The sequence below is a fragment of the Pedobacter duraquae genome, assembly GCF_004362245.1.
GTDB classification, from domain to species: Bacteria; Bacteroidota; Bacteroidia; order Sphingobacteriales; family Sphingobacteriaceae; genus Pedobacter; species Pedobacter duraquae.
The window spans coordinates 1-23383 of the sequence record NZ_SNWM01000003.1 but is presented as its reverse complement, the minus strand read 5'-3'; the positions used below and the strand labels follow the sequence as shown (position 1 = coordinate 23383).

Genomic DNA, 23383 nt, shown 5'->3' with positions numbered 1-23383 from the left:
TATATGACAAAACTTAAAAGGTTAAGCACCATTACTGAGTTTCACCGCAGCAGGCAATTGCCACCGCCGCAGCATCCGCTCATCAGCGTTGTTGATTATGCAGAGGTGAATATGTTGCCTGAACACCGCGACTACAGTTGGGTGTTTGACTTTTACTTTGTTTCGCTCAAAAGGAACTTTGTTGCCAAGATCAAATACGGACAGCAGCTGTACGACTTTGATGAGGGCGTGATGTTCTTTATCGGCCCGGGCCAGGTTTTTAAGGTTGAGCGGGATCCTGAAGCTTCAGAAGAGCGATCGGGCTGGATGCTAATGATCCATCCCGATTTTATCTACAATACAGCACTTGCCACACAGATTAAGCGTTACGATTTTTTTGGCTATAGTACCCATGAAGCGCTGTTTGTATCCAACCAGGAGGAAACCATGATGATGGGGATTATAGATAACATCAGCAGGGAGTATCATGCCAACCTGGACCAGTTTAGCCAAAATATTATTATCTCACAGATCGAGACCTTACTGAATTATTCGGAGCGTTTTTATAACCGGCAGTTCCTGACCAGGAAAAAAGCAAACCACCAGGTATTGGAACGCATGGAAGAAATCCTGACCCAATATTTTAATGGTGATGACCTGATGGGCAAAGGCCTGCCAACGGTCGGTTATCTGGGTGAGGTGCTTCATGTATCCCCAAAATACCTGAGTAGTCTGCTGCGTGTGTTAACCGGGCAGACTGCGCTGCAGCATATTCATGATAAGGTAATTGAAAAGGCAAAGGAGCAACTTACCACAACCCAACTTTCAGTAGGCGAGATTGCGTATGCACTGGGCTTTGAACATCCGCAGTCGTTTAGCAAGTTTTTCAAGAGCAAAACCCACAGCTCACCGTTAGAGTTTAGGCGGTCTTTTGAGCGTAATTGAAGCAAATGATAAATTGACACTACAGCAAGTAAAATGCTTTAGTATTTAGTACTCCAATTGCCATATTCTGGATCGGGGCACCATTATTGGATGGTGTTATAAAAAACTTATGAATTCTATCAACAACGTACAACAATTAAGCCCTGAAAGTTTATTCGATCTTTTAAAAACCGAATTTCCTGCCTACGTCAACGAACAGATTGGCAGTAACCTGGCCGTTGAATTTGCCCATGTAGCCGATATTATCAACATCAGCTTTCCTGAAGTTATCGAAGGTAATGCCTACACAATCACAGTTAACAATGATAGCCTGGAACTTACTGACCACACAACTGAAGGAACTTATAACACAGAACTGCTGGAAGAACAACTGGTTTCGTTTTTGACTTTAAAAGCAGGGTAGTTAAATCCTTCTTCCTATCTCATTTCATTTAGTATAACCGAATTAACAGCATTATGACATTGCTAATGTTATACTGTTAATTCGGCTTTTTCATCTTCTGCCCCACCAGGCAAATGTTTCCGTTAACCTTAGTAACTTCATAGTGGTACATTTTTATACTATTATATAAAAATAAAATACATTATTGCACTATATTTGATGAGATACCAAAAAAGAATTTCTTAACCACATTGGATTATGAGTTTAGCAGGAAAAAACATGCTGGTTGTTGGCGGCAGTTCGGGCATCGGCCTATCTTTGGTGAAACTGCTCCAAGTGCAAGGCGCAAATGTATTCGTGATTTCCCGGAGCCGCTCTGAGCAGTGGGCGGAGGATGTTCATTTTCTACAGGCCGATGTTACAGAAGAAATAAACTTGCCCCCAGATTTTCTACCTGAACAACTACACGGACTGGTCTATGCCGTTGGCAGTATCACACTCAAACCCTTCAACAGGTTAACGACAGTAGATTTTTTAACCGACTTTACCCTTAATGTGCTTGGAGCAGCCCGCATCGTTCAGCAATCGTTAAAATCACTAAAAAGTGCAAATGGTTCTTCTGTGGTACTAATTGGCTCCGTTGCTGCCAGGGCAGGAATGCCATTTCACGGAAGTATTGCTGCGGCAAAAGGAGCTTTAGAAGCAATGGCCCTGACTATGGCTGCTGAGTTTGCCTCCCAACAAATCCGGGTAAACCTTGTTGCTCCCTCACTTACTGATACCCCTTTGGCGGAAAAGCTGCTGAATTCGCCCGAGAAACAGGAAGGATCGGCAAAGCGACATCCACTGGGCAGATACGGGCAGCCTGAAGATATCAGCAGTATGATTGCATTCTTGTTATCAGATCAAAGCAGCTGGATGACCGGACAAGTTATTGGTATAGATGGCGGTTTAGGAAAGTTAAAAACAATGTAAAAAGCAATGGTAAAAGATGCAGACGTAATTATCATCGGTGCCGGGATTGCTGGCCTTACAGCTGCTAAAGTACTGAAGGCAGCTGGCAAATCGGTATTGATTATCGAGGCAAGTGATGCCGTTGGTGGCCGGGTAAGAACAGATGAACTGGATGGCTTTCTGCTCGACCGTGGGTTCCAGGTGTTCTTGACAGGTTATCCAGAAGCTAAAAGATTTCTGGATTATAAGGCACTTGATCTCCGCAGTTTTGATCCCGGCGCATTAATTCTGCAGGACCACGGAACCACAAAAATTGGTGACCCGCTCCGAAAGCCTGGCTCTTTAGCAGCTACACTGCTTTCACCGGCAGGTACCTTAGCAGATAAATTACGGATGTTGAGGCTGGTGTGGAAACTGGGGCGTAAAACTGTAGCGGAGATCTTTTCTACCAAAGAAACTACCACGATCACATACCTGGAAAACCAGGGGTTTAGCAACAAGATCATCAGTCAATTTTTCCGGCCTTTTCTTACCGGAATTTTCCTTGAAGGTCAGCTGAGTACTTCCAGCAGGATGTTCGAATTTGTCTTTAAAATGTTTAGCGAAGGTGATGCCGCGATTCCGGCAAAAGGTATGGGCATGATCCCAGCCCAATTAGCAAACTGTCTTTTACCTGAAGAAATCCTGTTCAATCAATGGGTGTTGAAAATCGATGGCGGCAGTGTTACAACAGATACCGAAAAGGTTTATACCGCTAACTTCATTCTTGTAGCAACCGATCATCCTGGAATACCAGCCCCACATAACACGAATTCCAGTGAATACCATTCGGTTACTAACCTATACTTCAGCTCGAAAACACAACCTTTTTCAGAACCGCTGATCGCGCTAAATGCTTTAGGTGCCAAGCTGGTCAATAATATAGCAGTCATGAACCGGATCTCTCCGGATTATTCCCGAAATGGGGAAGCGTTGATTTCCGTATCGTTAATTGGCGATCACCGTCAGGAAAAAGAGACCGAATTACAGCACAGGGTAATCCATGAACTCAGGCGATGGTTTCCCGAAGCAGACAGCTGGAATCATCTGAAAACCTATCACATCGACTATGCTTTGCCCAATGACGACTGGGTTAATAATGAACCTGCTGAGAAGGCCATCAGGCTTGATGCGCATTGTTTTGTTTGTGGCGATCACCTGATGAATGGCTCAATTAATGCGGCCATGAAAAGTGGCAGGCTTGCAGCCGAGACAATAATTAAATCAGCGGTATAAATGAATAGCAACATCCTGTATACAGATGAGTTTTTAGGTCCTGATTCCAGAAAACATCAAAATGGCGCAGCAGCTGGATAAGGTCATCAAAAAGCGTCAGTTCTCCCAGTCTGATCATGGAAAAGAACTGACACGATCGCTGATTGATCATATCTTAAAAGTAAACAAAAGTAAAGCATCCGCTCAGGAAATCGTGGGTTTAATGCGCTATTTACTCGGAACAGAAATCGCAGATATGCTGGAAATTGAGGCGCCCGACTTACCCGGCTATAAAATCTCCCTGCTCAGAACGATAAACTATCTCAAAGGCTTCCAGCGTGCAGGAGATTTTAAACAGGCGTACCGTTTGGGCTATGCCAAATTCAAGAAACAAAGCGCTGAGCATCATAACTATTGATACGGCAAGGAAGAATTTCCTTTAAACCTTCCCCGGTATAACCTTAGCAGCTGATCAAGTTTTTTTCTTCCAACAGTTAAGCCATCCAGTGCAAATAGCGTTTCACCTCCATAGGCCCAGTACTGCAAATAAAAGCTTCGATATCGCCCGTTTCCTCTGGCGATTACCGATGCACCTGACACTGCCGACCAAGGCTGGAATGAATGCCCCGAAACCTGGATACCTTTATCGCTAAGCGTAATTTGCGGCTTGCGATCAAAAAGTTGTCTAACCGTTGATCTTAACAAATAAACACCAATAGCCATAAATACGATCCCCATAAACATGGACCAAAGGGAAGACAGGCTCCAGAATTCCCCTTTAAAAAAGATCACCAGAAGCGCGCCAAAACCAAAGACCACCAAATTCATCAATATGGAGAGTATTTTTAGAATAACGGAATAATAAATGCGCGTTTCGGGAGGCAGGGCCGGATCATTCACAAACAGATCAGGTTGATTAAAACGCTCGTCCAGTTGCGCCCACTGCAGTCTTTGTGCATCCGACCATATTTCTAACTTGCGTAAATTCTTATTGATCTCGCCAGGAACCAGGTAAGCATAGCCAGCACGGCGCTTTAGCTCATGAACATTGCGCACATTGGAAAACGCCCATATCATCCATGCAGGCAGAGCATATGCCCTGTAAAATCCGGCAAGAAGTGCAGCAAACAAAAGTACTGCTGGCGACAGCAAGATCAGATAGGTGTTTCGAGACAGCAAATAGGTAATTACCGGAAGTCCGATAAAAATCAACAGCTGAGGAATTAAGATTACCTTCCGGCCGCGGGATATGGCCTGATCAACAGAAACAGGATACATGAGTTTTTCCATGGGGCTATTGTACAGCATATAACGGCAAACTGTTGATATTGTTTATGCCAGCCTTCTCTATTTGCTCTGGTATTAATAAGTAACATGAAAAATCTTACGGCATAAACCATCATCCTTAACAACATTGCTGGGATGGCGTTGGTTTAGCTGTATGTTATAGGATTAACGATATGTACGATGCTATAAACTATCCCTTAATAGCTTTATGTTCGACCCCATTTTATTGGATGGAAAAGTGGTTTAATTGACTTCAATAGGTGGCCCGACTACAGGAGAATCTGGATCTATCTCTTTCTCTGGCATTTTACCGTAAGTACAGAGATACTTAAAGAATTCCTCGTTTTTGCCAACCGGCTGGTGTATAGAAATGATACTACCTGGATTGTTTTCTATAGGGTTAGCGTATGTGTGCGGGGTGCCTCTTGGTATAAAGACAGTATCTCCCGTAGATACTTTATGCACTACATCCCCAAGTTGAACAAGAAATTCGCCATTTGCCACATAGAAAACCTCATCTTGATTTTTATGGATATGTAGCGGCGGCCCCCCTTTAAAGGCGAATGTCTTTGAAGTGGGTGCAACAATGAGCAACTCTCCCTGGGTGTCTGCTCCTGATACAACACAGCGCCCTATTGCATCAGGGGTTGTGGTTTGAATGCCATCAAAACGACTTTCATTGGCCTTTACAATAAATGCTTTTTTTGCCTTATTGATTTTTATAAACTTCCCTAATTTGCTAAAAGCTGTTGCTGGAATGGCAAGCATTGTGGCCAACACGAAATTCCGTCGTTTCATCATATTTCAAATATAGAAAATAAACCATTTTAATTCAACGGCTTAACAATGTTGACGCTATCGGAGAAGTTTGGTTCTAAAGACTATATAGAATTCATCAGACCCCACTAAGTTACAAATGGATTTCCCTTTTTGCAATTAACATCTATTGAACAATTGCGCTGTACATGTTTTTGTGAAGTATATTTGATATCAAATAATCGCTCATTTTTAACGTTATATGAACATCGGCAGATTAGACAAAATTTTCTCCTTCATGGCCATGGTAGTGGGTCTAGCTGTTATTGTGCTCAGCATTTCTACCAGGAATGACGATAATCAGATTAAGAAAACCGGGCAGAAAGCTACGGCTATAGTGGTTGATACCGTAATAACGATAAGAAAACCAATGAACAGGCCATACGATGCTTTCAAAGATAAAAGTGTCTGGGGAATTTATGAGTTTAAGACAACTGACGGCAAAACGTACCGGGTACAGGCTAAAACGTCAGGTTCACATTTAGGAAAGAAGAGCATCATTTATTATAATCCGGCCGCTCCAGATCAGATTTACTATCTGGATAGCGACGCTTATGGCTTCTATTTAGGCGTAGCTATTGGTTTAATTATTTTAATTGTTGGCGGCGTGCTATACTATAGAGCACAGAAGATTTCGGCAATCTAAAGCAGTAAACCGTTACGTTTAATAGGTGTCGTTCTTTCAAAAAACCAAATTTACCCACAATTCAAAAATAGCCAATGTGAATACCGCAACTATCATAGACAATATCCTTATTCAATTGAAAGTTTAAGACCTTTTATAACAATGAAGCTGCCCTTTAACACATTAAATCTATGCGTTGATACTTTGTTATCATCACCAAAATGCTGGCGCAACCTTATTATTCTGCGGTAGCTCAAATGTTTTATCTGCTAACTTCATAGGGGTAATGCTTACAGCGGTACTAGTTAAGGTAAACTGGTTATTTTCTGATATTATTTTTAAAGGCAATGTCTTTGTTTTTGATATCACATAATACCAATTGCCATATGCGTGTTTGTTAAAAAGCGCGGGGGTTACCCCATATTTATTATTGTAGTAATAGGTCGTTTTACTTGTTGGTGTATACACAATTAATGCATCGCACAGCACTCCCATAACTGTTTCCTTACCCTTTTGGACTTCAAAATTTGTTGCTACGTCGCTATTTTTGCTATAATCCTCCCAATAAAGGGAATCAGATTTAGATGTAAGGGTATAACCTCTATTTTCTTTACCCTTGTACAACTGCATTTTAATATAGGATCCGTTAAAGTCTGACTTGTAATCAGCTCCCTTAATATAGTAATTTTGAGTAGTGCCCATCATGGTTGCCAACTGCGCATCTGTCAATTTTGATGATTTGCTTTGATAACCATTAGAGTAGGTAATCTTTCCTTCAAATGACTGGGCTAAGCACATTAATGGACTAAGCATTAATAACAATACAAGTTTTCGCATTCCTTTAAATGATTAATGACAATATTTATTCTGTAACTCAGTACTTGCGGGTTTCGGCTTATCGGTAGTATATGAAGATTAAAAATCCTCCAGGCCAAGATTAGCTCCTACTGTTTCTTGCATCCCGCTGCGCGTTAAAAACTGACGCGACAAAAAAAGCCAATAAAAACAATAAATGCAAATAGAGGCTTACCCAAAACCTATCATATTTTGTTTCTAATTCGAATAAGGTTAGTAACGGTGCTCTTCCACTTAAAAAACACCATAATATTTAAGATTAACAGACCTAAAATTAACCTAATGGCCATCAAATAAATGGAAGAAGACTTAATTACCTGATTAATTAAGATCCAACCAGCAGCGCCAACTATTGTATTGATTAGATTAAACCATATCACAAAACCCAACATCTCAGTTGACCTTGCAATTAGTACAATTACTATGGATAGGATTATGAAAGTCGAATAAAAAGCGATAAGGAATTTCATAGCATGCTAGTTAGTCACCCAATTCTCTGAGTATTTAATTTATAAGTCCCCAGAGACAAAACATGATACCACCCAAACCTATTAATACTACAACCATTTCTACGATAACGGATTTTTTGCTACCGATGATGAAATTTGTGTTGTCACCCTTTAAATATATCACAGTTATGTTCTCATTTTTAGTATATAAGGATGGATAACTCCCAGAAGAATGTTTTTTTGTAACTTCTACACCTTCAACCGTTGTGAATTTTACTGTAGGATAATATAAAGGTTTGCCTGATGAATATTGCAGTGACAAATCTGAAATTATCGCACTGACCTTCGATCCATTAGCCTCATATTTTTTTCGTTTTAAAATCATCAACAGTCCTACTGCTAAAAACGAAACACTAACAACTAAACCAATGAGTAAATTATTACTTTCCATATATATTATTCGTAACAGATTAACTGTGATGTTTGATATTACCTTCGAAAATGATGGGCGGGTTGATCGACTACCATTTTTACTGTCAATAGTGCTAATACCTTTATCGCATAGGTTTTGATCAAACGGCTAACAAAGCTTACTCAATTTTTCGTTTACGTCAGAAGAGAAATAATCTGTCATAACATAGACCCAAGCCAAAATCACCTAAGTAGTTCATGTTATTTCCTTGAATGTATTAATGTCCTGTTGTATATCCTTCGGAGCTTCAACAATAGCTTTTGCAGCCAAACCAACAATAACTCAAGTGTGTTTCTGCAAAAAAAATTAAAGGTAAGACTATTTACTTAAGATCGAATTCGGCACTTAACCCTCCCATACACTGCACTTTAATTCTGCCGTTTTCTATTTTCATCTCTTCAAATATGTCTGGTAATTGAAAGTGATTTAAAATCTCATAGGTCAATCTATTAATTCTAATAATCTCCATTTCTGTAATTACATATATTTGGTCCATCACATAAGTGTCGAAAAAAAAGGAGAAAAGGCGCAGGTTATGAATAACCGTTCCATCTTGAAAATCAACTACTGCAAAATGAAGGTCAATCCCTATGCTATACGTTAAATCAACAATTTTGGTTATTTGCGGCTTGATCATATCGCTATGCCATCCAAATTTATACCTCATATCATTTAAAGCTGTTAACCCATAACATTTTGACATATCCTCAGCAAAAAGCACAAACGCATCTGTTTTGTTGAAATCAGTTTCCGTCAAAAAAGTCATTGATATCTCGTCCATAATTTTTTTCTAAAGATTCAGATGAAAATCACTGTATTCAGAGATAAAGTTTAGTTTTTTTAAATCAATATCCAATCCCAAATTGATGAAAACCTCCGAATAATGCTACTGCTAATGACAAACTTACTCAGTTTACAAAGTATGCTTCAACCGCAAATGCTGCAGTAGCATAATAGTCTTACCATCTTTAATTTCATTGCTGTCGATCATTTCCAGGGCAGTCTCAAAACTTACTTCTAACACTTCTATATTTTCCTGCTCATGCGCAAGTCCGCCGCCTTCGCTTACTTTCATGTCGCTTGCATATTCTGCAATAAAAAAATGTATAATTTCAGTAACAGAGCCTGGCGACATATACGCTTCAAAGATCTTCTCCACCTTAGAAATCTGATAGCCTGTTTCTTCCTGAGTTTCTCTTTTGATACATTCCTCTGCATTGTCCTGATCCAATAGTCCTGCACAACTTTCAATGAGCATGCCGGATGGATTCCCATTGATGTAAGTAGGGAGCCTGAACTGCTTGGTTAGGATAACAGACTTTGATTCCAGGTTATACAATAAAATTGTAGCACCATTTCCCCTGTCGTAGGCTTCACGACTTTGAGTTGTCCAGGTACCATCTTCTTGTCGTGATTCGTAGGTAATTTTACGAAGTGTATACCAGTTATCGGAAAGTATTTCTGTGCTAATAATTTTGATGGGATCGTTTTGCATGTTTAAGTTCTACGGCGCTAAGAACGACAATTATTTCCACTAGAAAATTAAGGTATCTTAAGATCTGGATTATGGGGATAAATACTTTTTAAAAAAGCCATTCGGTAATACTTGATGTCAAATAAATCGATCATTTTGATGTTATATGGATATCGACAGATTAGACAAAATTTTCTCATTCATGGCCATGGTAGTGGGTATAGCTTATCATCTTTTCAGGAGAACAATGTTAAATTTAGTTGTAACAAAAATCAAAACCTTATACTAATGAGGTATAATTAAAATTACCAGCAATTAAAGTGACTGATAAAGAGCAACTATTTATGCGATTAATTGATGAGCACAATGGAATGTTGTTTAAAGTCTGTCGTATTTATCAGGATGATGATGATGATCGTAATGATCTGATGCAGGAAATAGTATTGCAATTGTGGCTATATTTCGACTCCTTTAAAGGCCAAAGTAAAATCAATACCTGGATGTACAGAGTTGCTTTGAATACGGCTATAACGTTCTTTAAAAAGCAGAAACGCAGGCCGGATAGCGAACGGCTGCATCATATTGTGGATCAGCCTGAAGAGCACCCCGAAGCCATAAAAGATGAACAACTGCGATTATTTTATAAAGCCGTAAAACATCTTAATAAAGTAGAAAAAGCGCTCATATTTTTATATATGGAGAATCAATCCTATGAAGATATTGCCTCCAATCTAGGGATAACCGAAGGCAATGCAAGGGTTAGATTGAACCGCATTAAAATTAAACTTAGAGAGATTATTAAAACCTTTGATTATGAATATTGACGAACTAAAAGCTGCCTGGAGAGAAGATAAGGCTCCGGAAGTTAACATCCTTACACCGCAAGTTATAGGCAGAACCTCATCTGCAATTACTAAAGTACGTGCTAATATGCGCAATGAGTTCATAGGATCTATATTATGTTCCGTAATTCTAATTTGGTTTTCAATGACAAACCAAAAGACGCCGCTGATATTGAATCTCACCTCCATCATGCTTTTTACACTATTATTTTTAACTGCTTTCTACTATTTTAAGTTTTACACCTTTTACAAATCTGTGGGTCTTTCCAACTTAAATCTGAAAGAAAGTCTCAGTAAAGCAGCTTATGATCTGGAGCTTAACATAGAATTATATAAAACATATAATTTTTGTATCACCCCATTGGCGCTGATCGTGTCAATAATTGTTATAGGTAGAAATGAGGCATCAGACTATATCATACATACGCTTTCAACAAATCTTAGCATTAAGAGCATTTTAATTATCTCTGTCGTCATGCTTGGATCATTTGTCATAACCTATTTTTTTATCACAATGCATGTCAAATACAGCTACACCAAGTACCTTGCTGAGCTAAAAGAGGTTTTGAATGATTTAAATGCGGGATAATAATGGTCTTACCATATTAACTTTTTAAAAAGCCTTTCGATAACGCTTTAAAAGCTTTCTCTAGTTAATCTTACCTGATTATTTTAGATTTGATTGTTCTTATGACTTAATTTACAATCCTCAATGCAACTAAAAAACTAAACATGGCATCCGACCAAAATTTCGTGGACTTTGTTATCGAACAAATCCAAAAATCAGGAGAAATAACCGCTAAAAAAATGTTTGGCGAATATGGCATTTATGCTGATGGAAAAATATTCGGACTGATATGCGACAATAAACTATTTATCAAACCGACAGTTGCCGGACGGGCATTTATTGGTGATGTTGTTGAAGCAGCACCCTATGAAGGTGCAAAACCAAGTTTCCTGATCGAGGAACAAATTGAGGATAGCGATTGGTTAAGTGAACTCGTCAGAATTTCACTCTCCGAATTACCAGCACCAAAACCAAAAAAGAAAAAATAACGGAATAGGTTAAAACGCCCGCTGCTTAATCATCTCCATAAACCCGCTGCGAAACTTATCACTGATGGGTATTTGTTTATTGCCTATGTAAATGTGGTTATCCTGCACTTTATCCAACATTTTAATATTTACAATATAGGAATGATGTACCCTGATAAACGGCGCCTGTAGCTGCTCTTCTATTTCTTTTAGCCGTCGGTAAATGAGTAGCTCGTCAGCCGCAGATACCACTCTTACATATTCTTTTTCGCCCTCGAAATACAGGATGCTATCGAGTAAAATGTTCTTCCAGGTCTTACCTGATTTTACGAAGAAATAATTGTCACTATCTTTTTTCCCGGTAGTTTCGTTCGCTACCTCCTGACTAAAGGCAGATTCTATTTTTTCGGTGGCTGATAAAAAGCGTTTTAGGGTAATTGGCTTGAGTAAATAATCGATCGTGGCAAAGCCATAACTTTCAGCAGCATATTCTGCATAGGCGGTGGTGAATACTATTTTTGTTGATTTAGGCAGCAGGGCGGCAAGTTCCATACCAGTTAACTGTGGCATGTTGATATCTAAAAAGATCAGGTCTACCTTGTTCTTTTTTAAGAATGCTATGGCCTGTATGCCATCATAACATTTGGCCAGCACCTGCCAGGAGGTAGTTTGCCCGATAAGTACCTCTAATAGGCTTACCGCATTCGGTTCATCATCAACTAGGATACAGGTCAAGCTCATGCCAGTGGTATGTTTAAGGTAGCGGTAAATAGATTATCCTTGCGCAGTGTTTTGAGCTCAAAATCTGTTCCGTATAAAAGTACTAACCGTTTACGCAGGTTCTCAATTCCCAAGCCAGATGGTGCCGGGATAATCGGTTTTAATGGGAGCGTATTGGTGGTGGTAAAGAGCAACCTCCCTTCTTGCTGTACTATTGAAATTTCTATTTTATTTTCGCTGCTTCTTTTATCCATACTGTGCTTAAAGATATTTTCGGTGAAAGGCATGAGCAGCATGGGTGGGATGTTTAATGAGGCATTGAAATCTTTGGTTAAAAGTACCTGAACTGGGTAACGCATCCTGATCTTTTCAAGTTCCAGATAGTTTTCTATAAATCTGATTTCGGCATTCAAACTCACCTTTTCCGCACTGCTGTCGTCAATAAAATAACGCATCATTTCGGCCAGTCGTTCTATTAATGCCGCCGTACGTGGTGCTTCAAGGTAAGCCTCGTAATAAATATTGTTGAGCGTGTTAAACAGAAAATGTGGCTGAACCTGAGCCTTGAGCAGGTTAATTTCGGTAAGGGTGTTTTGGGCAATTAATTCTTCCGATTGCTTTTTAAGCGTAAAATAAGCAAGCACCAGCCTGAAAGCGAAGCTGAGTAAAAACACCATCAAGCCGCCAACAACAACACTGATAATAGCCTTTTGGCTCATTTGTTCGGGATGCCTGGCAAAGAACTGGTTATAAATTTCCAGGGTGAGCCATGCACGAAACGCACCGAGTGCAATCAGGAATACGACAACGCATAATAGGTATAAGCCGATACGTCCACGCTGGTAAAATCGCGGATATAAAAACAGGATATTAGCGTAAATAATTGCTGCATAAAAACTGGTATTCAACAGGGCATATACCAAAGCTTGCGTAAAGCCATCCATCGGTATCAACGAGAACGTGAGCACGAGGAAAATAAAGACCCAAACCAGCCATTGCAATTGCACTATATTAGGTTTATTACTCCATATAAACATGCTTAAAAGTACATTGATTTTGCTGAATTGCCAATTCAGCTAAACGGCCGGCTGGTATTATTCAACCAATGCCACATAAAGTTAAATATGTGGCTAAATCAAGGCCGATTGCTAAGTATTGAAATATGGCACCAGGCGATTAAAAATAAGCCGGACGCGGTTTAAACCAGTTGCTGCCAAATACCCAAATCGCATAGTTTAGCAGCTGTAAAACAATCTCTTATTCCCATGAAAAATCAATTCCCCACCGCTATTGCCGCTACGTTGTTAGTGGCATTGATCCTTCTTCTGCAACCAGAAGCAAGCACCGCACAAATTGATACCATTCGCCTTAAAGACAAACGGCTTAATACTGCAACCCTTAAGCCTGGTATGCGGCAATACCTCGTCTATTTCCAGCAGCCTGCCAGCCCCAAACAGGTAAGATTCTGGTTGTGGCTGCGCGAAACTCAAATAGAGGATCGAAAGGGGGAAAAAGTGTTTGTAACTCGCCAGAACTGGTATGGCAGCGATACTGCCAGTTACAGAAGTGTTTATTCGGTTAACCGCATAAATGATTTTTCGCCGGTATATCATTCAGAAACAATAGCTGGCAAAAACCGATCGTACAACTGGTATGCTGATCACATTGTAGGTTCCGATACCGTCAAGACCAACAATACACAAAAGGACTTTTCGCTCAACTTTGAAACGCAAAACTTTAACTGGAACCTGGATATTGAAACCTTCGAAATGCTGCCTTTATCAGCAGGAAAAACATTTGCAATCAACTTTTATGATGCCGGTTCTGGCAAGCCAGCCTACATCATTTACAAGGTTATCGGTAGTGAAATGCTCAAGATGCCTGACAATCAACAGGTGGACTGTTGGATGTTATTTAACGAGAGTGACTATAAAGGACAGCACGCCACACAAACCTTCTGGATCAGTAAAAAAGGCCACGAGTTTTTAAAGGAAGAAGACGTCTTTCCTGGTGGATACCGTTACAAGGTAAAACTTCCTCAGTCGTCTTTTGATCTTACCAAACGGTTTATTGTAAAACCTTAACTTGATCCTCATGTATGCCCTGCGCATTAAAGGCAACAAATTTTTTCAAAGCGCATTGTAATTGTGTAATGAACAAGGTGCTCATCACGTGCATTATTATTATTTTCACACAAGAATAATCAGATCAAAATGATAGAGTTAAAGACTATACAGGATATTAGTCCAAAAGACATTCAGCAATTGGCAAATAATTACGCTGTTAAAAAAAACCTGCGAGATTCGTTTCCATTTCCTTATTCAATTGAAGATGCCACAAGTTTTCTTGAATTAGTATCAGCTGGCCAGTTAGGGCATGTATTTGCCATAGTCTCCAATAACAAATTTATTGGTGTTGGCAGTCTTATTCCTCAAAACAATGAACATCGATTTAACGCCGAGATTGGTTACTGGATTGGAGAACTATATTGGGGCAGCGGATATGCAACAGAAGCAGTTAATTTATTAGTTCAATTTGCGTTTGGCAATCTAAATATGAGTCGAGTTTATGCCTACATATATGATTTTAATATCGCCTCTATGAGGGTGCTGGAAAAATCCGGATTTTATAAAGAAGGAGTACTTCGATCCTCAATAATCAAAGAAGGAAAACTTTATGATGAACATTTGTACAGCATTTTAAATCAATAGACAAAATTGGCAACAAAGGTGTTTTGCGTGACTCACATTATGCTTAAATTAGCCTGATGGATGCAAACCACGTGGCGATGCTCAGGACTGCCATAAATCGCTTAGTGCAACTGACGGATCAGGATTGGGAGCTTTTGGTTCCGCATTTAACTTACCGCCACCTCAAGAAAGGGGAGTATTGGATAGGTGAAGGCAAGAAGGAACAACAGATCGGATTTGTTTTACGTGGCAATATGAGACACTATTATACACACGATGGTGAGGAAAAAACAACTTATTTCTATTTCGAGAATCACCTTGTAAGCTCTTATTTCAGTGCACTCAGCGGCCAGCCGTCACAACTCACAATTGAAGCACTCACGGAGTGCCAGCTCCTTATCTTCCCCTACAAGGTTCTGGTTTCCCTGTACGACAGCTCACACTTATGGGAGCGGTTCGGCAGAAAGCTCGCTGAATACCTGGCACTGGGACTGGAAGAGCGCATGGCCGGACTACTCATTCTTACGCCCGAGGTGCGTTACCTGCAGCTACTTCAGGAGCATAAAAAGAAAATTATTGAACGCATACCGCAGCACCTCATCGCCAATTATTTAGGGATTACTCCGGTAAGTCTAAGCCGCATTCGCGGCAGGATCAGCGGTAAGAAGTAGCCCGATTTTTCTTATCTTTTGTTAACGTTTTGCGCACCTCAGATTGATGAAATTTGATCATCAAATAAAAGGTCATGAAAAAACTCATTCAGGCAGAAGCCATCGTTCCATTTTTAATCTCAGTAATGCTCATTAACAGATTACCCATCCATTTTGCCTGGTGGATCTGGATACCAATCTTTTTAGCGCCAGACCTGAGCATGCTAGGCTATCTGATCAATAACAAAATAGGCGCATATTCTTATAACCTGTTCCACCACCAACTGGTAGCCATCGTTATCGCCGCAACCGGAATGCTGCTCCAATTGCCTTATGTAGAATTGGCTGGTCTCGTGCTCCTGGGTCACAGTAGCCTTGATCGAGTAATGGGTTATGGCCTCAAGTTCACAACAGGCTTCGGCTTTACCCATTTGGGCACCGTTGCGAAAGCGCCTCCCACTGCAGCAATACCAGGTTAGTTAGTTGCAGCCCGGCGGCTGGTTCCCGGCCAATCCATTATTAGTCTTTCTTCTCCAGTTCCAATACTTTTGCAAACATTGGGTCATGCTTTTGAAGGAAATCTTTTCCGTAGATATCTTCTTTGGTTGTTGATCGTAAATATAAATCGCCAATGGAATACTGAACAGGATATTCCACATGATTCTGAAAAATATCATCCACTGTTTTGATATCTGTGAGATCGATCTGGGGCTCAACCCTGAAAATGAATTTGCTGTAAGGCAACATCATCATCAATGTACTTGCCTGAAGTCCGCCAAGCAAATCAGGCGTTTCACCAATGCTCACCAATTGCTCACTGTTATTGGCCAAACTGGATAGGTTGCTGGCGGATGAATAGATGAATTTATCCTGAAGTACGTATATCTTTCCCTCAAAAGGTAAGGTAACACTATCGGGTACAACAAAATTAAAGTCTTGTTTAATGTAATACATCTCCTGCAATTTTAATGTAGGTACGCCCGGATTAAAAGTATACGTATTGCTCTTCAATACCGAATCCCTGTTAATATGGTATTGCGCCTGAATGTACGGACTGAAGTTTCTTGCCACAACCACCTTTTTCTTTAAAGTATCCTGAACAATTTTGCTCAGAAATTTGCTGTAGGTATTGTCGCTTCCTCCGCCATTACCCCTGATATCGATCACAATGCTTTTCACCTTATGCTGAGCAAAAGCAGCCATCAATCGACGCTTAATTGTATCACCAAGCTCTTCCCGCATCGCTGGAATTTTAGCATAGAAAATGCCAGATTTCTCGAAATAATGAGTGACTACGGTATCTGTCTGACTGAAATAGCCATACTCGTTATTTTTCTTGTTAAGGTAAGTGACCGTATCCTGTTTGCCAATATTTAATTGATGCCTGTTATTGTTTTTATCCAAAAAAACAAGGTTAAGCACGCCGTTTTTATAGATTTCTGCCGGCCAGTAAAAATTCTCATCGTAGACCCTGTTCCTGACACGGTCCCAGCGTAACGGCGAGACCAGTTCAGTTAGAGTTTTCACAAAATCGTGGATGTTTTTACCATTACAGCTTAAAAGCTTCATGCTTGAGGGATAATTTTTCCCCTTGTAACTAAAGGCAAGCAGGTTATAATATTCCCCGGAAGTATAGATCAGATTGAGCTCCGGTTTAGCATAGTAGGCCTCCTTTAAATATTTTACGTATTGATACATGTTAGCGGTACTTGCGCTGTCAAATGTTACCAGCTTTGCCGGTATCCAATATTTTTTGACAATATCCAGCAAAGTTGAATTTACCTGGCTGGTATGACCGTCTTGGGCAGCATTAAGTGTTTTTTTTATGATTTGCAGGTATTCACCCATTGTAGTATTGGGTTTGATTCTCTTTTTGAGCTGCTTAGCATGCTGCATGAAATCAATACCCCTTACCTCTTTATTGTAATAAATGACCGGGCTTATCTGCTTGATATAGGATACGAGTGTGTCATACTCTTTAAGCATTTCCGGGTATTTAATATTTGGCAATCCATCTGGCCCCTTAATCTGGGCATTTGCAAGTGAACAATTAGCTAAAAGAAAACAAATAATTATTGAAAACAGGTATTTCATCTGGTGATTTTTTTACAAAGAAACTCATACGCGCTTTTTAAAAATTGTAAAAATCGTGCACCGCTATTTTTTCATTACAAGTCCGGGCCTGATGCGATTATTCAATAGAAATTTTGTACTGAGCTGATTGGGGAATAGCAGAATATCAACTCGTCATCAAAAACTAAAATTTGATGTAATAAAGGAAGTATAGCAATACATAGCTAACCCTTATTTAATGAAGGTATCAATTTCATTAAAATACCATGCGGGCGAGTCGTACATGATAAAATGTTTTGAGGAATCCGTTGCCTTCACCACGCAACTCTTGCATTGTTCATATTGTTGTTTGTAGGATGATAGCACATAATCTTTGGTGAATGTAGGATATTGCGCAACCGGGGCAAAAGCAGCCATCACCAATACAGGAATTTTAATGTCCGCTATTTTTTGGCGTATATCATTTCCAAGCATTTCGTACATGCTGTAAGCCATAGTCTGCCGATCAGATGTTGCGCCCCAAGTAGCAATCATGTCCCATTTTGTTGAATCAGCACATAAAAATTTTGCGGTGTTCAGCTGACCAGCTTTAATCGCTTTATAGTCCATCTTTTCAAATTGAGCAAATGACTTTTTAGCTGCATCTTCATCAAAACCATCTTTTGCATTTGGATTCATTAAGCCTGCATAAAATGGCAAAGCATCTACGATAATAGCTTTTTTCAAATGCTGCTGCATTTCTGTAGCAATACGCAAGGCCAAAAAACCACCTATCGAATGCCCAACCAAAATAACATTATCCAGCTTTTTGTCTTTGATGTATTGAATAATCGCATTCTTATAGGCGTCCAAATAAGGTGGCTTTTCAATTGGAGCCTGCCCTGCGTAACCGGCAAGTGTTAATACATGGCACTCGTAATTTTTGCTGTATTTTGCTATGGTCTCATCCCAAACCGTGCCGCTACAAGTTAAGCCTGGAATAAACAAAATAGGTTCTCCTTTTCCTGTTACTTTAACAGAGAAGGGTTTTTCATTCTGGGTTTGCGCGAATAGACAGTTTCCTATTAACAGGAACATCATTACCAGCATGGAAGTTGCTAAAATTTTCTTTTTCATCTTACTATTGTTTCCATCTTAGTAAGGTGGTACGAAAATTTATTACAGCTTTTACAAAAAATTCTTTCTTACATTCTTTGCCTTTTTTCAAAAAAACTCTTCCTAAAATTTCATCAAAAAGCAATGGTTTTGATAAATTGGCGTCGTCAGGTTATTTAGGATAATTCCCCACAAATAAACTTTCGTCGATTGATTTTTGGATCCTGCCGACTACTGTGTTTCCATAGGAATTTTAATGATTACATTAGACCATATCAAATCAAACTAAATGGGAAAATCACATCACATATGGTCACGTCGGGATTTTATTACTTCCTTAGCCCTAGCCGGCGCGGCCGGAGCGTTAATGTCTAACCCGATGATAGCTTGGGCAGCGCAGGAAGAAGACCCCCAGATAGCTTCCATTGTGTCTTCTATGATCGGAATTGATACCCATAATCATGTGGATGTGCCATTTAAAAAAGAAGATTTTACACGACAAAAATATGATTTGAGAGCAGAAATCAATAAGTCGGGCTTTGCTGCAATTTGTATGACATTTTGTGTTGATCGCCCAAACTTGATTAACGAGGGCGATGCTTACGAAAGGTTCCTCACCAGTTTGGATGAAATGGATGATATCCTTAAAACTAACAATATGAGCCGGGCATTAAATTTAAAGGATCTGGTAAATGCGCATAAAAACAAACAACCTACTGTAATCCAATCCGTAGAAGGAGGCCACTTTTTGGAAGGTAAAATTGAACGTCTGGAAATCGCCTATAAAAGAGGCTTGAGACACCTGGGCTTATTACATGATAACCAATCAGCATTTCCGCTGGGGGATATCTATACAGACCCTGCAAAGTTTGGAGGTCTTACGCCATTTGGTATAGAGGTTGTACAAAAGAGCAACCAATTGGGCATACTCGTTGATCTTGCACATTGTAACGATGAAGCCATTAATGATGCAATTGAAGTATCTACCAAACCCTTACTTGTGTCGCATACCGGACTTAACACCCAGTTAGGTTCTAATCCGGAAATGGCAAAGGGAATGATGAAAAGGCTAATCAGTAAAGAACAGGCTAAAATTTTAGCAAATGCAGGTGGACTTGTTGGGGTTTGGAATCATTTTGCAGAAACCCCACTGGATTACGCAAAGAACATTCGGGCGATGGTCGATGTGATTGGAGTTGAGCATGTTTGCATAGGCACAGATACCGTGATGGCATCAGGCGAAGTGAATAAGGACCGTCCAAGGAGAACAACAAATACCACCTGGAGCAATAGTAAATACGGCTTTTTCTATGAAATTGTGAATGCAATGCTAAAAACAGGATTTACAAAGAATGAGATTGTTAAGATTGGAGGAGGGAATTATTGCCGAATATTTGATAAGGCAACCCGTATCTAGGCTAAATATTATAAAGATGAAAACACTACTTGATTTGAGAGTTAGCGCTAAATTAAATGAGTTGCATGACTTAGCTGCAAAACAGCAGCAACACGATTTTGGTTCAATAACTAACGCTGAGCGTTTCATGGCCGTATCACCTGAACAAGGTCGGTTTCTTAATTTTATTGCCGGGCTAAACAAGTCGCAGCACATTGTAGAATTCGGTTGCTCTTTCGGCATATCCGGAATTTATTTAGCCTCAGCAGCAAAAGACAACCAGGGCCACTTGATCACAACCGAACTGGAAGCCAACAAAGCAGGGACTGCCATTCAAAACTTTTCAGAAGTTGGTTTATCAGACCTGATTGATGTGCGGATTGGTGACGCAATACAAACCTTATCAGATGTTACAAAGGCTGACCTGCTTTTCCTGGACGGTGCAAAAGACTTGTATCTGCCTGTTTTTAAATTGCTCTATCCTAAACTTACAGCAAATGCCCTGGTTATTGCGGATAACATAGATAAACCAGCAACACATGATTTGGTAGACTTTATCCGTTCTTCAGACGAGTTTACATCAGTTACGTTGTTTGATGATCGGATGCTGGTTGCTTATCGGCAGGCTTAGATTTTCCGGTTAACAACATCAATGATAATACATCTGAAAAGCCAACTTACTTTCCGCAATTAACTGGCCTATCCAGTAGCTCACCATGTGCAAGTTTAAATTCAATGGATCGATTGAGCTTTTCTTCATCTTTACCCGTCTCGGGATTGAATGCTGCACCATAAACAGAGAGCGTAAGTTTATGCGCCTTTTTCAATGCAACTTTAAAAGCAGCCAATTGATCACCGCCTTTTGCAAATGGATCACCATAACTTTTGGCATCCAGTAGAAACTGGATCCTGTTCCCATTTTTAACATTTGAGCTTATAAAATCTATACCTCCATAATCACCATTTCCATAGCTATCGCTGTATTCGATAAGAAAGCCGGGCTTCCCTGTTCCTGTACAATTAAGCCACAGGCTCAACTCATAGTTTTTATTGGAGTAGTTGAATAGCCGGCCGCCTACTTACTAAACTAGTTTTATTTACAATGTAAGGTCCGTCTGGATCATCAAAGGCAGTATCGAGGCTTTTGTTTTATAATACCAAATTCTTAATCATTAAATAGCTCCTGCAAGCGAGACCAATAAATTGTATACACCCCCCTTCTTTTCATCAACCTGGAAATAAGCAAAGTACTGCGTATACGGAGACCACATTTATAGTCATTGGTCTATAAAATAAAATATCAAAAACTCATTATCAAAAACAAAAATTTTCATTTGAATAATGGAATGAGTTTTTGATAATAGTTAATAAATGTGTTGGGAATCATATCAGCTATACCCCAGATGAGATCTTAATTACCACCGGATTATCATTAAACGAGGGTTTTATGATAGATTAACGAATATGATCTATACTTTGCCTAAGCATATAAAAGAGAAAGCGGAAACAATCATACTGATCATTCCCGCTTTCATATATTAACGCTCCATATTTAACTACGCCTAAATGCAAATTTTATTATACATATGCTTATAGTTTCATCTTCTGTATCCTCACCGCATTAAGTATCGCTAGCAGCGCAACCCCAACATCTGCTATAACCGCTTCCCAAAGGTTTGCAATCCCGCCAGCTCCAAGGATAAGGACAATTACTTTTACGACCATAGCAATGGTTATATTTTGCCAAACAATCTGGCTCGTGATCTTACCAATTTTAATAGCTGTTGTAATTTTTGAAGGCTGATCATTTTGAATAACTATATCAGCAGTTTCAATCGTGGCATCACTTCCAAGTCCTCCCATAGCAATGCCTGCATCAGCCAAAGCAACTACAGGGGCATCGTTAACCCCATCGCCAACAAAAGCTATCCTGTTACCTGCATCTTTGAAACCCTGCACTTTTTCAACTTTTCCTTCGGGCAATAAATCCCCGAACGCCTGGTCAATGCCAAGGGCCTTAGCCACTTTATCTACAACAGCCTGCTTATCTCCGGACAACATGACCGTCTGGATCTTAAGATCGTGCATCTGCTGGATGGCCTGTTGTGCGTCTTCTTTTATTTCATCAGCAATAGTAATATAGCCTGCATACTTATCATTAACAGCAATCACTACGATCGTATCAACAAGCGCATCGACTTCTGAGGGATAAGCGATGTTGAATTTTTTAAGCAGCTTTGCATTCCCCGCAAGAATTACTTTTCCTTCTATAGTTCCTTTTAAACCATGTCCTGATATTTCCTCAACATTTTCAGCTTTCAAACCTGCGGCTTTATCACCGGCATATTCTACGACGGCCTTTGCAATAGGGTGAGTAGAATTGGCTTCAATCGCAGAGGCTAGCCTGATCAGTTCATTTTGATCAAAGTCTTGGGTAATGACTTCCTGAACTTTAAACACTCCTTTAGTCAGGGTACCGGTCTTGTCCATAATCACGGTATTGATTTTGGTCATCACATCCAAAAAATTGGAACCCTTAAATAATATTCCATTCCGGGAAGCAAGGCCAATTCCGCCAAAGTATCCCAGCGGTATAGAAACTACGAGCGCACAAGGGCAACTGATTACCAGAAAGACCAGCGCACGGTAAAACCACTGGTGGAAGTTATATGGATCCACAAAAAAGTACGGGGCAAAGCAGACCAGCAGCGCCAGTGCAAAAACAATGGGTGTATAAATCTTTGCAAACCGGCTAATAAATAACTGCGTCTGAGATTTCCTCGCTGTTGCATCCTGTACCATTTCAAGGATCTTACTCAGCTTGCTGTCTTTAAATAAAGATTTGACCTGTATCTGGGAAACCTTATCCAGGTTAATCATTCCCGCAAGCACCTGTTCACCTTTTCGCTTGGTGTCAGGTTTACTTTCCCCGGTTAGCGCCGCAGTATTGAAGGTTGCCGACTCAGAATCAAGAATACCATCAAGGGCTACCTTTTCTCCGGACTTCACCTGGATCAGCTCATCTAAAACGATTTGTTTAGGGTCAATAACTTCCGGATTGCCGTTTCTAAGCACAGTAACCTGATCAGGCCGAATGTCAAGCAGGGCCTTAATGCTCTTTTTTGCTTTATTGACAGCTGCATCCTGGAACCATTCACCAATGGAATAGAAAACCATTACGGCCACCCCTTCACTATAAGAACCAATGCTAAAAGCTCCGATTGTGGCCACGCTCATTAAAAAGAATTCATTAAAGAAATCAAAGTGTTTAGCTTTCCTGAAAGCCATACCCAGCACATTATAACCCGCCAATAAAAAAGCAATGGTATAAATAATCAGGTTAATAGGAAATGCCGGCTGGAACTTGAAACCGTATTCCAGGGTTAGCAT

The 23383-nt window shown here is 39.9% G+C and carries 27 protein-coding genes; 15 read left to right on the top strand and 12 right to left on the bottom strand.

Annotation, left to right across the window (positions count from 1 at the left end; all coding sequences use genetic code 11):
* Window positions 1-3: 3 nt before the first annotated feature.
* From CLV32_RS11565 to CLV32_RS11545, 5 genes are all read left to right on the top strand, one after another.
* Window positions 4-924: a helix-turn-helix domain-containing protein gene (locus tag CLV32_RS11565; RefSeq protein ID WP_133555667.1), complete on the top strand. Its 921-nt coding sequence runs from the start codon at window positions 4-6 to the stop codon at window positions 922-924.
* A 109-nt stretch (window positions 925-1033) separates the two neighbouring features.
* Window positions 1034-1327, top strand: a complete 294-nt coding sequence (locus CLV32_RS11560) for a hypothetical protein (protein WP_133555665.1) — start codon at window positions 1034-1036, stop codon at window positions 1325-1327.
* 237 nt (window positions 1328-1564) lie between these two features.
* Window positions 1565-2281 carry an SDR family NAD(P)-dependent oxidoreductase gene (locus CLV32_RS11555; protein ID WP_133555663.1) on the top strand — a complete coding sequence of 239 codons (717 nt, stop codon included), beginning with the start codon at window positions 1565-1567 and terminating at the stop codon, window positions 2279-2281.
* Between the two features lie 6 nt (window positions 2282-2287).
* Window positions 2288-3535: an NAD(P)/FAD-dependent oxidoreductase gene (locus CLV32_RS11550; protein ID WP_133555661.1), complete on the top strand. Its 1248-nt coding sequence runs from the start codon at window positions 2288-2290 to the stop codon at window positions 3533-3535.
* Between the two features lie 61 nt (window positions 3536-3596).
* Window positions 3597-3932 (top strand): hypothetical protein, encoded by a 336-nt coding sequence (locus CLV32_RS11545; RefSeq protein WP_133555659.1) that lies wholly within the window; start codon window positions 3597-3599, stop codon window positions 3930-3932.
* Here the strand turns inward: CLV32_RS11545 and CLV32_RS11540 are convergent.
* Both CLV32_RS11540 and CLV32_RS11535 read right to left on the bottom strand, forming a co-directional pair.
* Window positions 3926-4804, bottom strand: a complete 879-nt coding sequence (locus tag CLV32_RS11540; RefSeq protein WP_133555657.1) for a hypothetical protein — start codon at window positions 4802-4804, stop codon at window positions 3926-3928. The genes CLV32_RS11545 and CLV32_RS11540 overlap by 7 nt on opposite strands.
* Before the next feature lie 240 nt (window positions 4805-5044).
* Window positions 5045-5602 carry a cupin domain-containing protein gene (locus CLV32_RS11535; RefSeq protein WP_133555655.1) on the bottom strand — a complete coding sequence of 186 codons (558 nt, stop codon included), beginning with the start codon at window positions 5600-5602 and terminating at the stop codon, window positions 5045-5047.
* A gap of 217 nt (window positions 5603-5819) precedes the next feature.
* On the opposite strand from CLV32_RS11535, the gene CLV32_RS11530 reads away from it, so the two are divergent.
* Entirely contained in the window at window positions 5820-6263 is a 444-nt protein-coding gene (locus CLV32_RS11530; RefSeq protein ID WP_133555653.1) for a DUF3592 domain-containing protein, read from the top strand.
* A 192-nt stretch (window positions 6264-6455) separates the two neighbouring features.
* Here the strand turns inward: CLV32_RS11530 and CLV32_RS11525 are convergent, their stop codons facing one another.
* From CLV32_RS11525 to nudK, 4 genes are all read right to left on the bottom strand, one after another.
* Window positions 6456-7079 carry a hypothetical protein gene (locus CLV32_RS11525; protein WP_133555651.1) on the bottom strand — a complete coding sequence of 208 codons (624 nt, stop codon included), beginning with the start codon at window positions 7077-7079 and terminating at the stop codon, window positions 6456-6458.
* A 522-nt stretch (window positions 7080-7601) separates the two neighbouring features.
* The gene (locus tag CLV32_RS11520) at window positions 7602-7997 is read right to left on the bottom strand and encodes a DUF3592 domain-containing protein (RefSeq protein WP_133555649.1); all 396 of its coding nucleotides are present in this window, start codon (window positions 7995-7997) and stop codon (window positions 7602-7604) included.
* 343 nt (window positions 7998-8340) lie between these two features.
* Window positions 8341-8799 (bottom strand): hypothetical protein, encoded by a 459-nt coding sequence (locus CLV32_RS11515; protein ID WP_133555647.1) that lies wholly within the window; start codon window positions 8797-8799, stop codon window positions 8341-8343.
* Window positions 8800-8931: 132 nt separating this feature from the next.
* Window positions 8932-9513 (bottom strand): GDP-mannose pyrophosphatase NudK, encoded by a 582-nt coding sequence (gene nudK / locus CLV32_RS11510; RefSeq protein WP_133555645.1) that lies wholly within the window; start codon window positions 9511-9513, stop codon window positions 8932-8934.
* A gap of 299 nt (window positions 9514-9812) precedes the next feature.
* Here nudK and CLV32_RS11505 point away from each other — a divergent pair, with 299 nt between their 5' ends.
* From CLV32_RS11505 to CLV32_RS11495, 3 genes are all read left to right on the top strand, one after another.
* On the top strand, window positions 9813-10316 hold the full coding sequence (locus tag CLV32_RS11505; RefSeq protein ID WP_133555643.1) for an RNA polymerase sigma factor: 504 nt from the start codon (window positions 9813-9815) through the stop codon (window positions 10314-10316).
* Window positions 10306-10923, top strand: a complete 618-nt coding sequence (locus CLV32_RS11500) for a hypothetical protein (RefSeq protein WP_133555641.1) — start codon at window positions 10306-10308, stop codon at window positions 10921-10923. The genes CLV32_RS11505 and CLV32_RS11500 overlap by 11 nt, the downstream gene beginning before the upstream one ends.
* Window positions 10924-11066: 143 nt before the next feature.
* Window positions 11067-11390, top strand: a complete 324-nt coding sequence (locus CLV32_RS11495) for a TfoX/Sxy family protein (protein ID WP_133555639.1) — start codon at window positions 11067-11069, stop codon at window positions 11388-11390.
* Window positions 11391-11399: 9 nt separating this feature from the next.
* Here the strand turns inward: CLV32_RS11495 and CLV32_RS11490 are convergent, their stop codons facing one another.
* Both CLV32_RS11490 and CLV32_RS11485 read right to left on the bottom strand, forming a co-directional pair.
* Window positions 11400-12110, bottom strand: a complete 711-nt coding sequence (locus tag CLV32_RS11490) for a LytR/AlgR family response regulator transcription factor (protein WP_133555637.1) — start codon at window positions 12108-12110, stop codon at window positions 11400-11402.
* Window positions 12107-13096 carry a sensor histidine kinase gene (locus CLV32_RS11485; RefSeq protein WP_166641937.1) on the bottom strand — a complete coding sequence of 330 codons (990 nt, stop codon included), beginning with the start codon at window positions 13094-13096 and terminating at the stop codon, window positions 12107-12109. Before CLV32_RS11485 ends, CLV32_RS11490 begins: the two co-directional genes overlap by 4 nt.
* Before the next feature lie 258 nt (window positions 13097-13354).
* Between CLV32_RS11485 and CLV32_RS11480 the strand changes: the two genes are divergently transcribed.
* The 4 genes from CLV32_RS11480 to CLV32_RS11465 all read left to right on the top strand — a co-directional run bounded on the left by CLV32_RS11480 (window position 13355) and on the right by CLV32_RS11465 (window position 15908).
* Window positions 13355-14173 carry a DUF3108 domain-containing protein gene (locus CLV32_RS11480; protein ID WP_133555633.1) on the top strand — a complete coding sequence of 273 codons (819 nt, stop codon included), beginning with the start codon at window positions 13355-13357 and terminating at the stop codon, window positions 14171-14173.
* A 129-nt stretch (window positions 14174-14302) separates the two neighbouring features.
* Window positions 14303-14800 carry a GNAT family N-acetyltransferase gene (locus tag CLV32_RS11475; RefSeq protein ID WP_133555631.1) on the top strand — a complete coding sequence of 166 codons (498 nt, stop codon included), beginning with the start codon at window positions 14303-14305 and terminating at the stop codon, window positions 14798-14800.
* A 77-nt stretch (window positions 14801-14877) separates the two neighbouring features.
* Window positions 14878-15450 (top strand): Crp/Fnr family transcriptional regulator, encoded by a 573-nt coding sequence (locus tag CLV32_RS11470; RefSeq protein ID WP_243732295.1) that lies wholly within the window; start codon window positions 14878-14880, stop codon window positions 15448-15450.
* 74 nt (window positions 15451-15524) lie between these two features.
* Window positions 15525-15908, top strand: a complete 384-nt coding sequence (locus CLV32_RS11465) for a DUF4260 domain-containing protein (RefSeq protein WP_133555627.1) — start codon at window positions 15525-15527, stop codon at window positions 15906-15908.
* Between the two features lie 40 nt (window positions 15909-15948).
* On the opposite strand, the gene CLV32_RS11460 is transcribed toward CLV32_RS11465, so the two are convergent.
* Window positions 15949-17523: a S41 family peptidase gene (locus tag CLV32_RS11460; protein WP_133555626.1), complete on the bottom strand. Its 1575-nt coding sequence runs from the start codon at window positions 17521-17523 to the stop codon at window positions 15949-15951.
* Between the two features lie 210 nt (window positions 17524-17733).
* Window positions 17734-18618 carry an alpha/beta fold hydrolase gene (locus tag CLV32_RS11455; RefSeq protein WP_133555624.1) on the bottom strand — a complete coding sequence of 295 codons (885 nt, stop codon included), beginning with the start codon at window positions 18616-18618 and terminating at the stop codon, window positions 17734-17736.
* Between the two features lie 268 nt (window positions 18619-18886).
* On the opposite strand from CLV32_RS11455, the gene CLV32_RS11450 reads away from it, so the two are divergent.
* Together CLV32_RS11450 and CLV32_RS11445 are read left to right on the top strand one after the other, a co-directional pair.
* Window positions 18887-20014, top strand: a complete 1128-nt coding sequence (locus CLV32_RS11450) for a dipeptidase (protein ID WP_133555622.1) — start codon at window positions 18887-18889, stop codon at window positions 20012-20014.
* Between the two features lie 16 nt (window positions 20015-20030).
* Window positions 20031-20624 carry an O-methyltransferase gene (locus tag CLV32_RS11445; RefSeq protein WP_166641936.1) on the top strand — a complete coding sequence of 198 codons (594 nt, stop codon included), beginning with the start codon at window positions 20031-20033 and terminating at the stop codon, window positions 20622-20624.
* Window positions 20625-20670: 46 nt separating this feature from the next.
* On the opposite strand, the gene CLV32_RS11440 is transcribed toward CLV32_RS11445, so the two are convergent.
* Window positions 20671-21030, bottom strand: coding sequence for a hypothetical protein (locus tag CLV32_RS11440; protein WP_133555618.1), 360 nt, complete (start codon window positions 21028-21030; stop codon window positions 20671-20673).
* Window positions 21031-21583: 553 nt separating this feature from the next.
* Window positions 21584-23383, bottom strand: a 1800-nt coding sequence (locus tag CLV32_RS11435) for a heavy metal translocating P-type ATPase (protein WP_133555616.1), incomplete at its 5' end; no start/stop codon positions are given.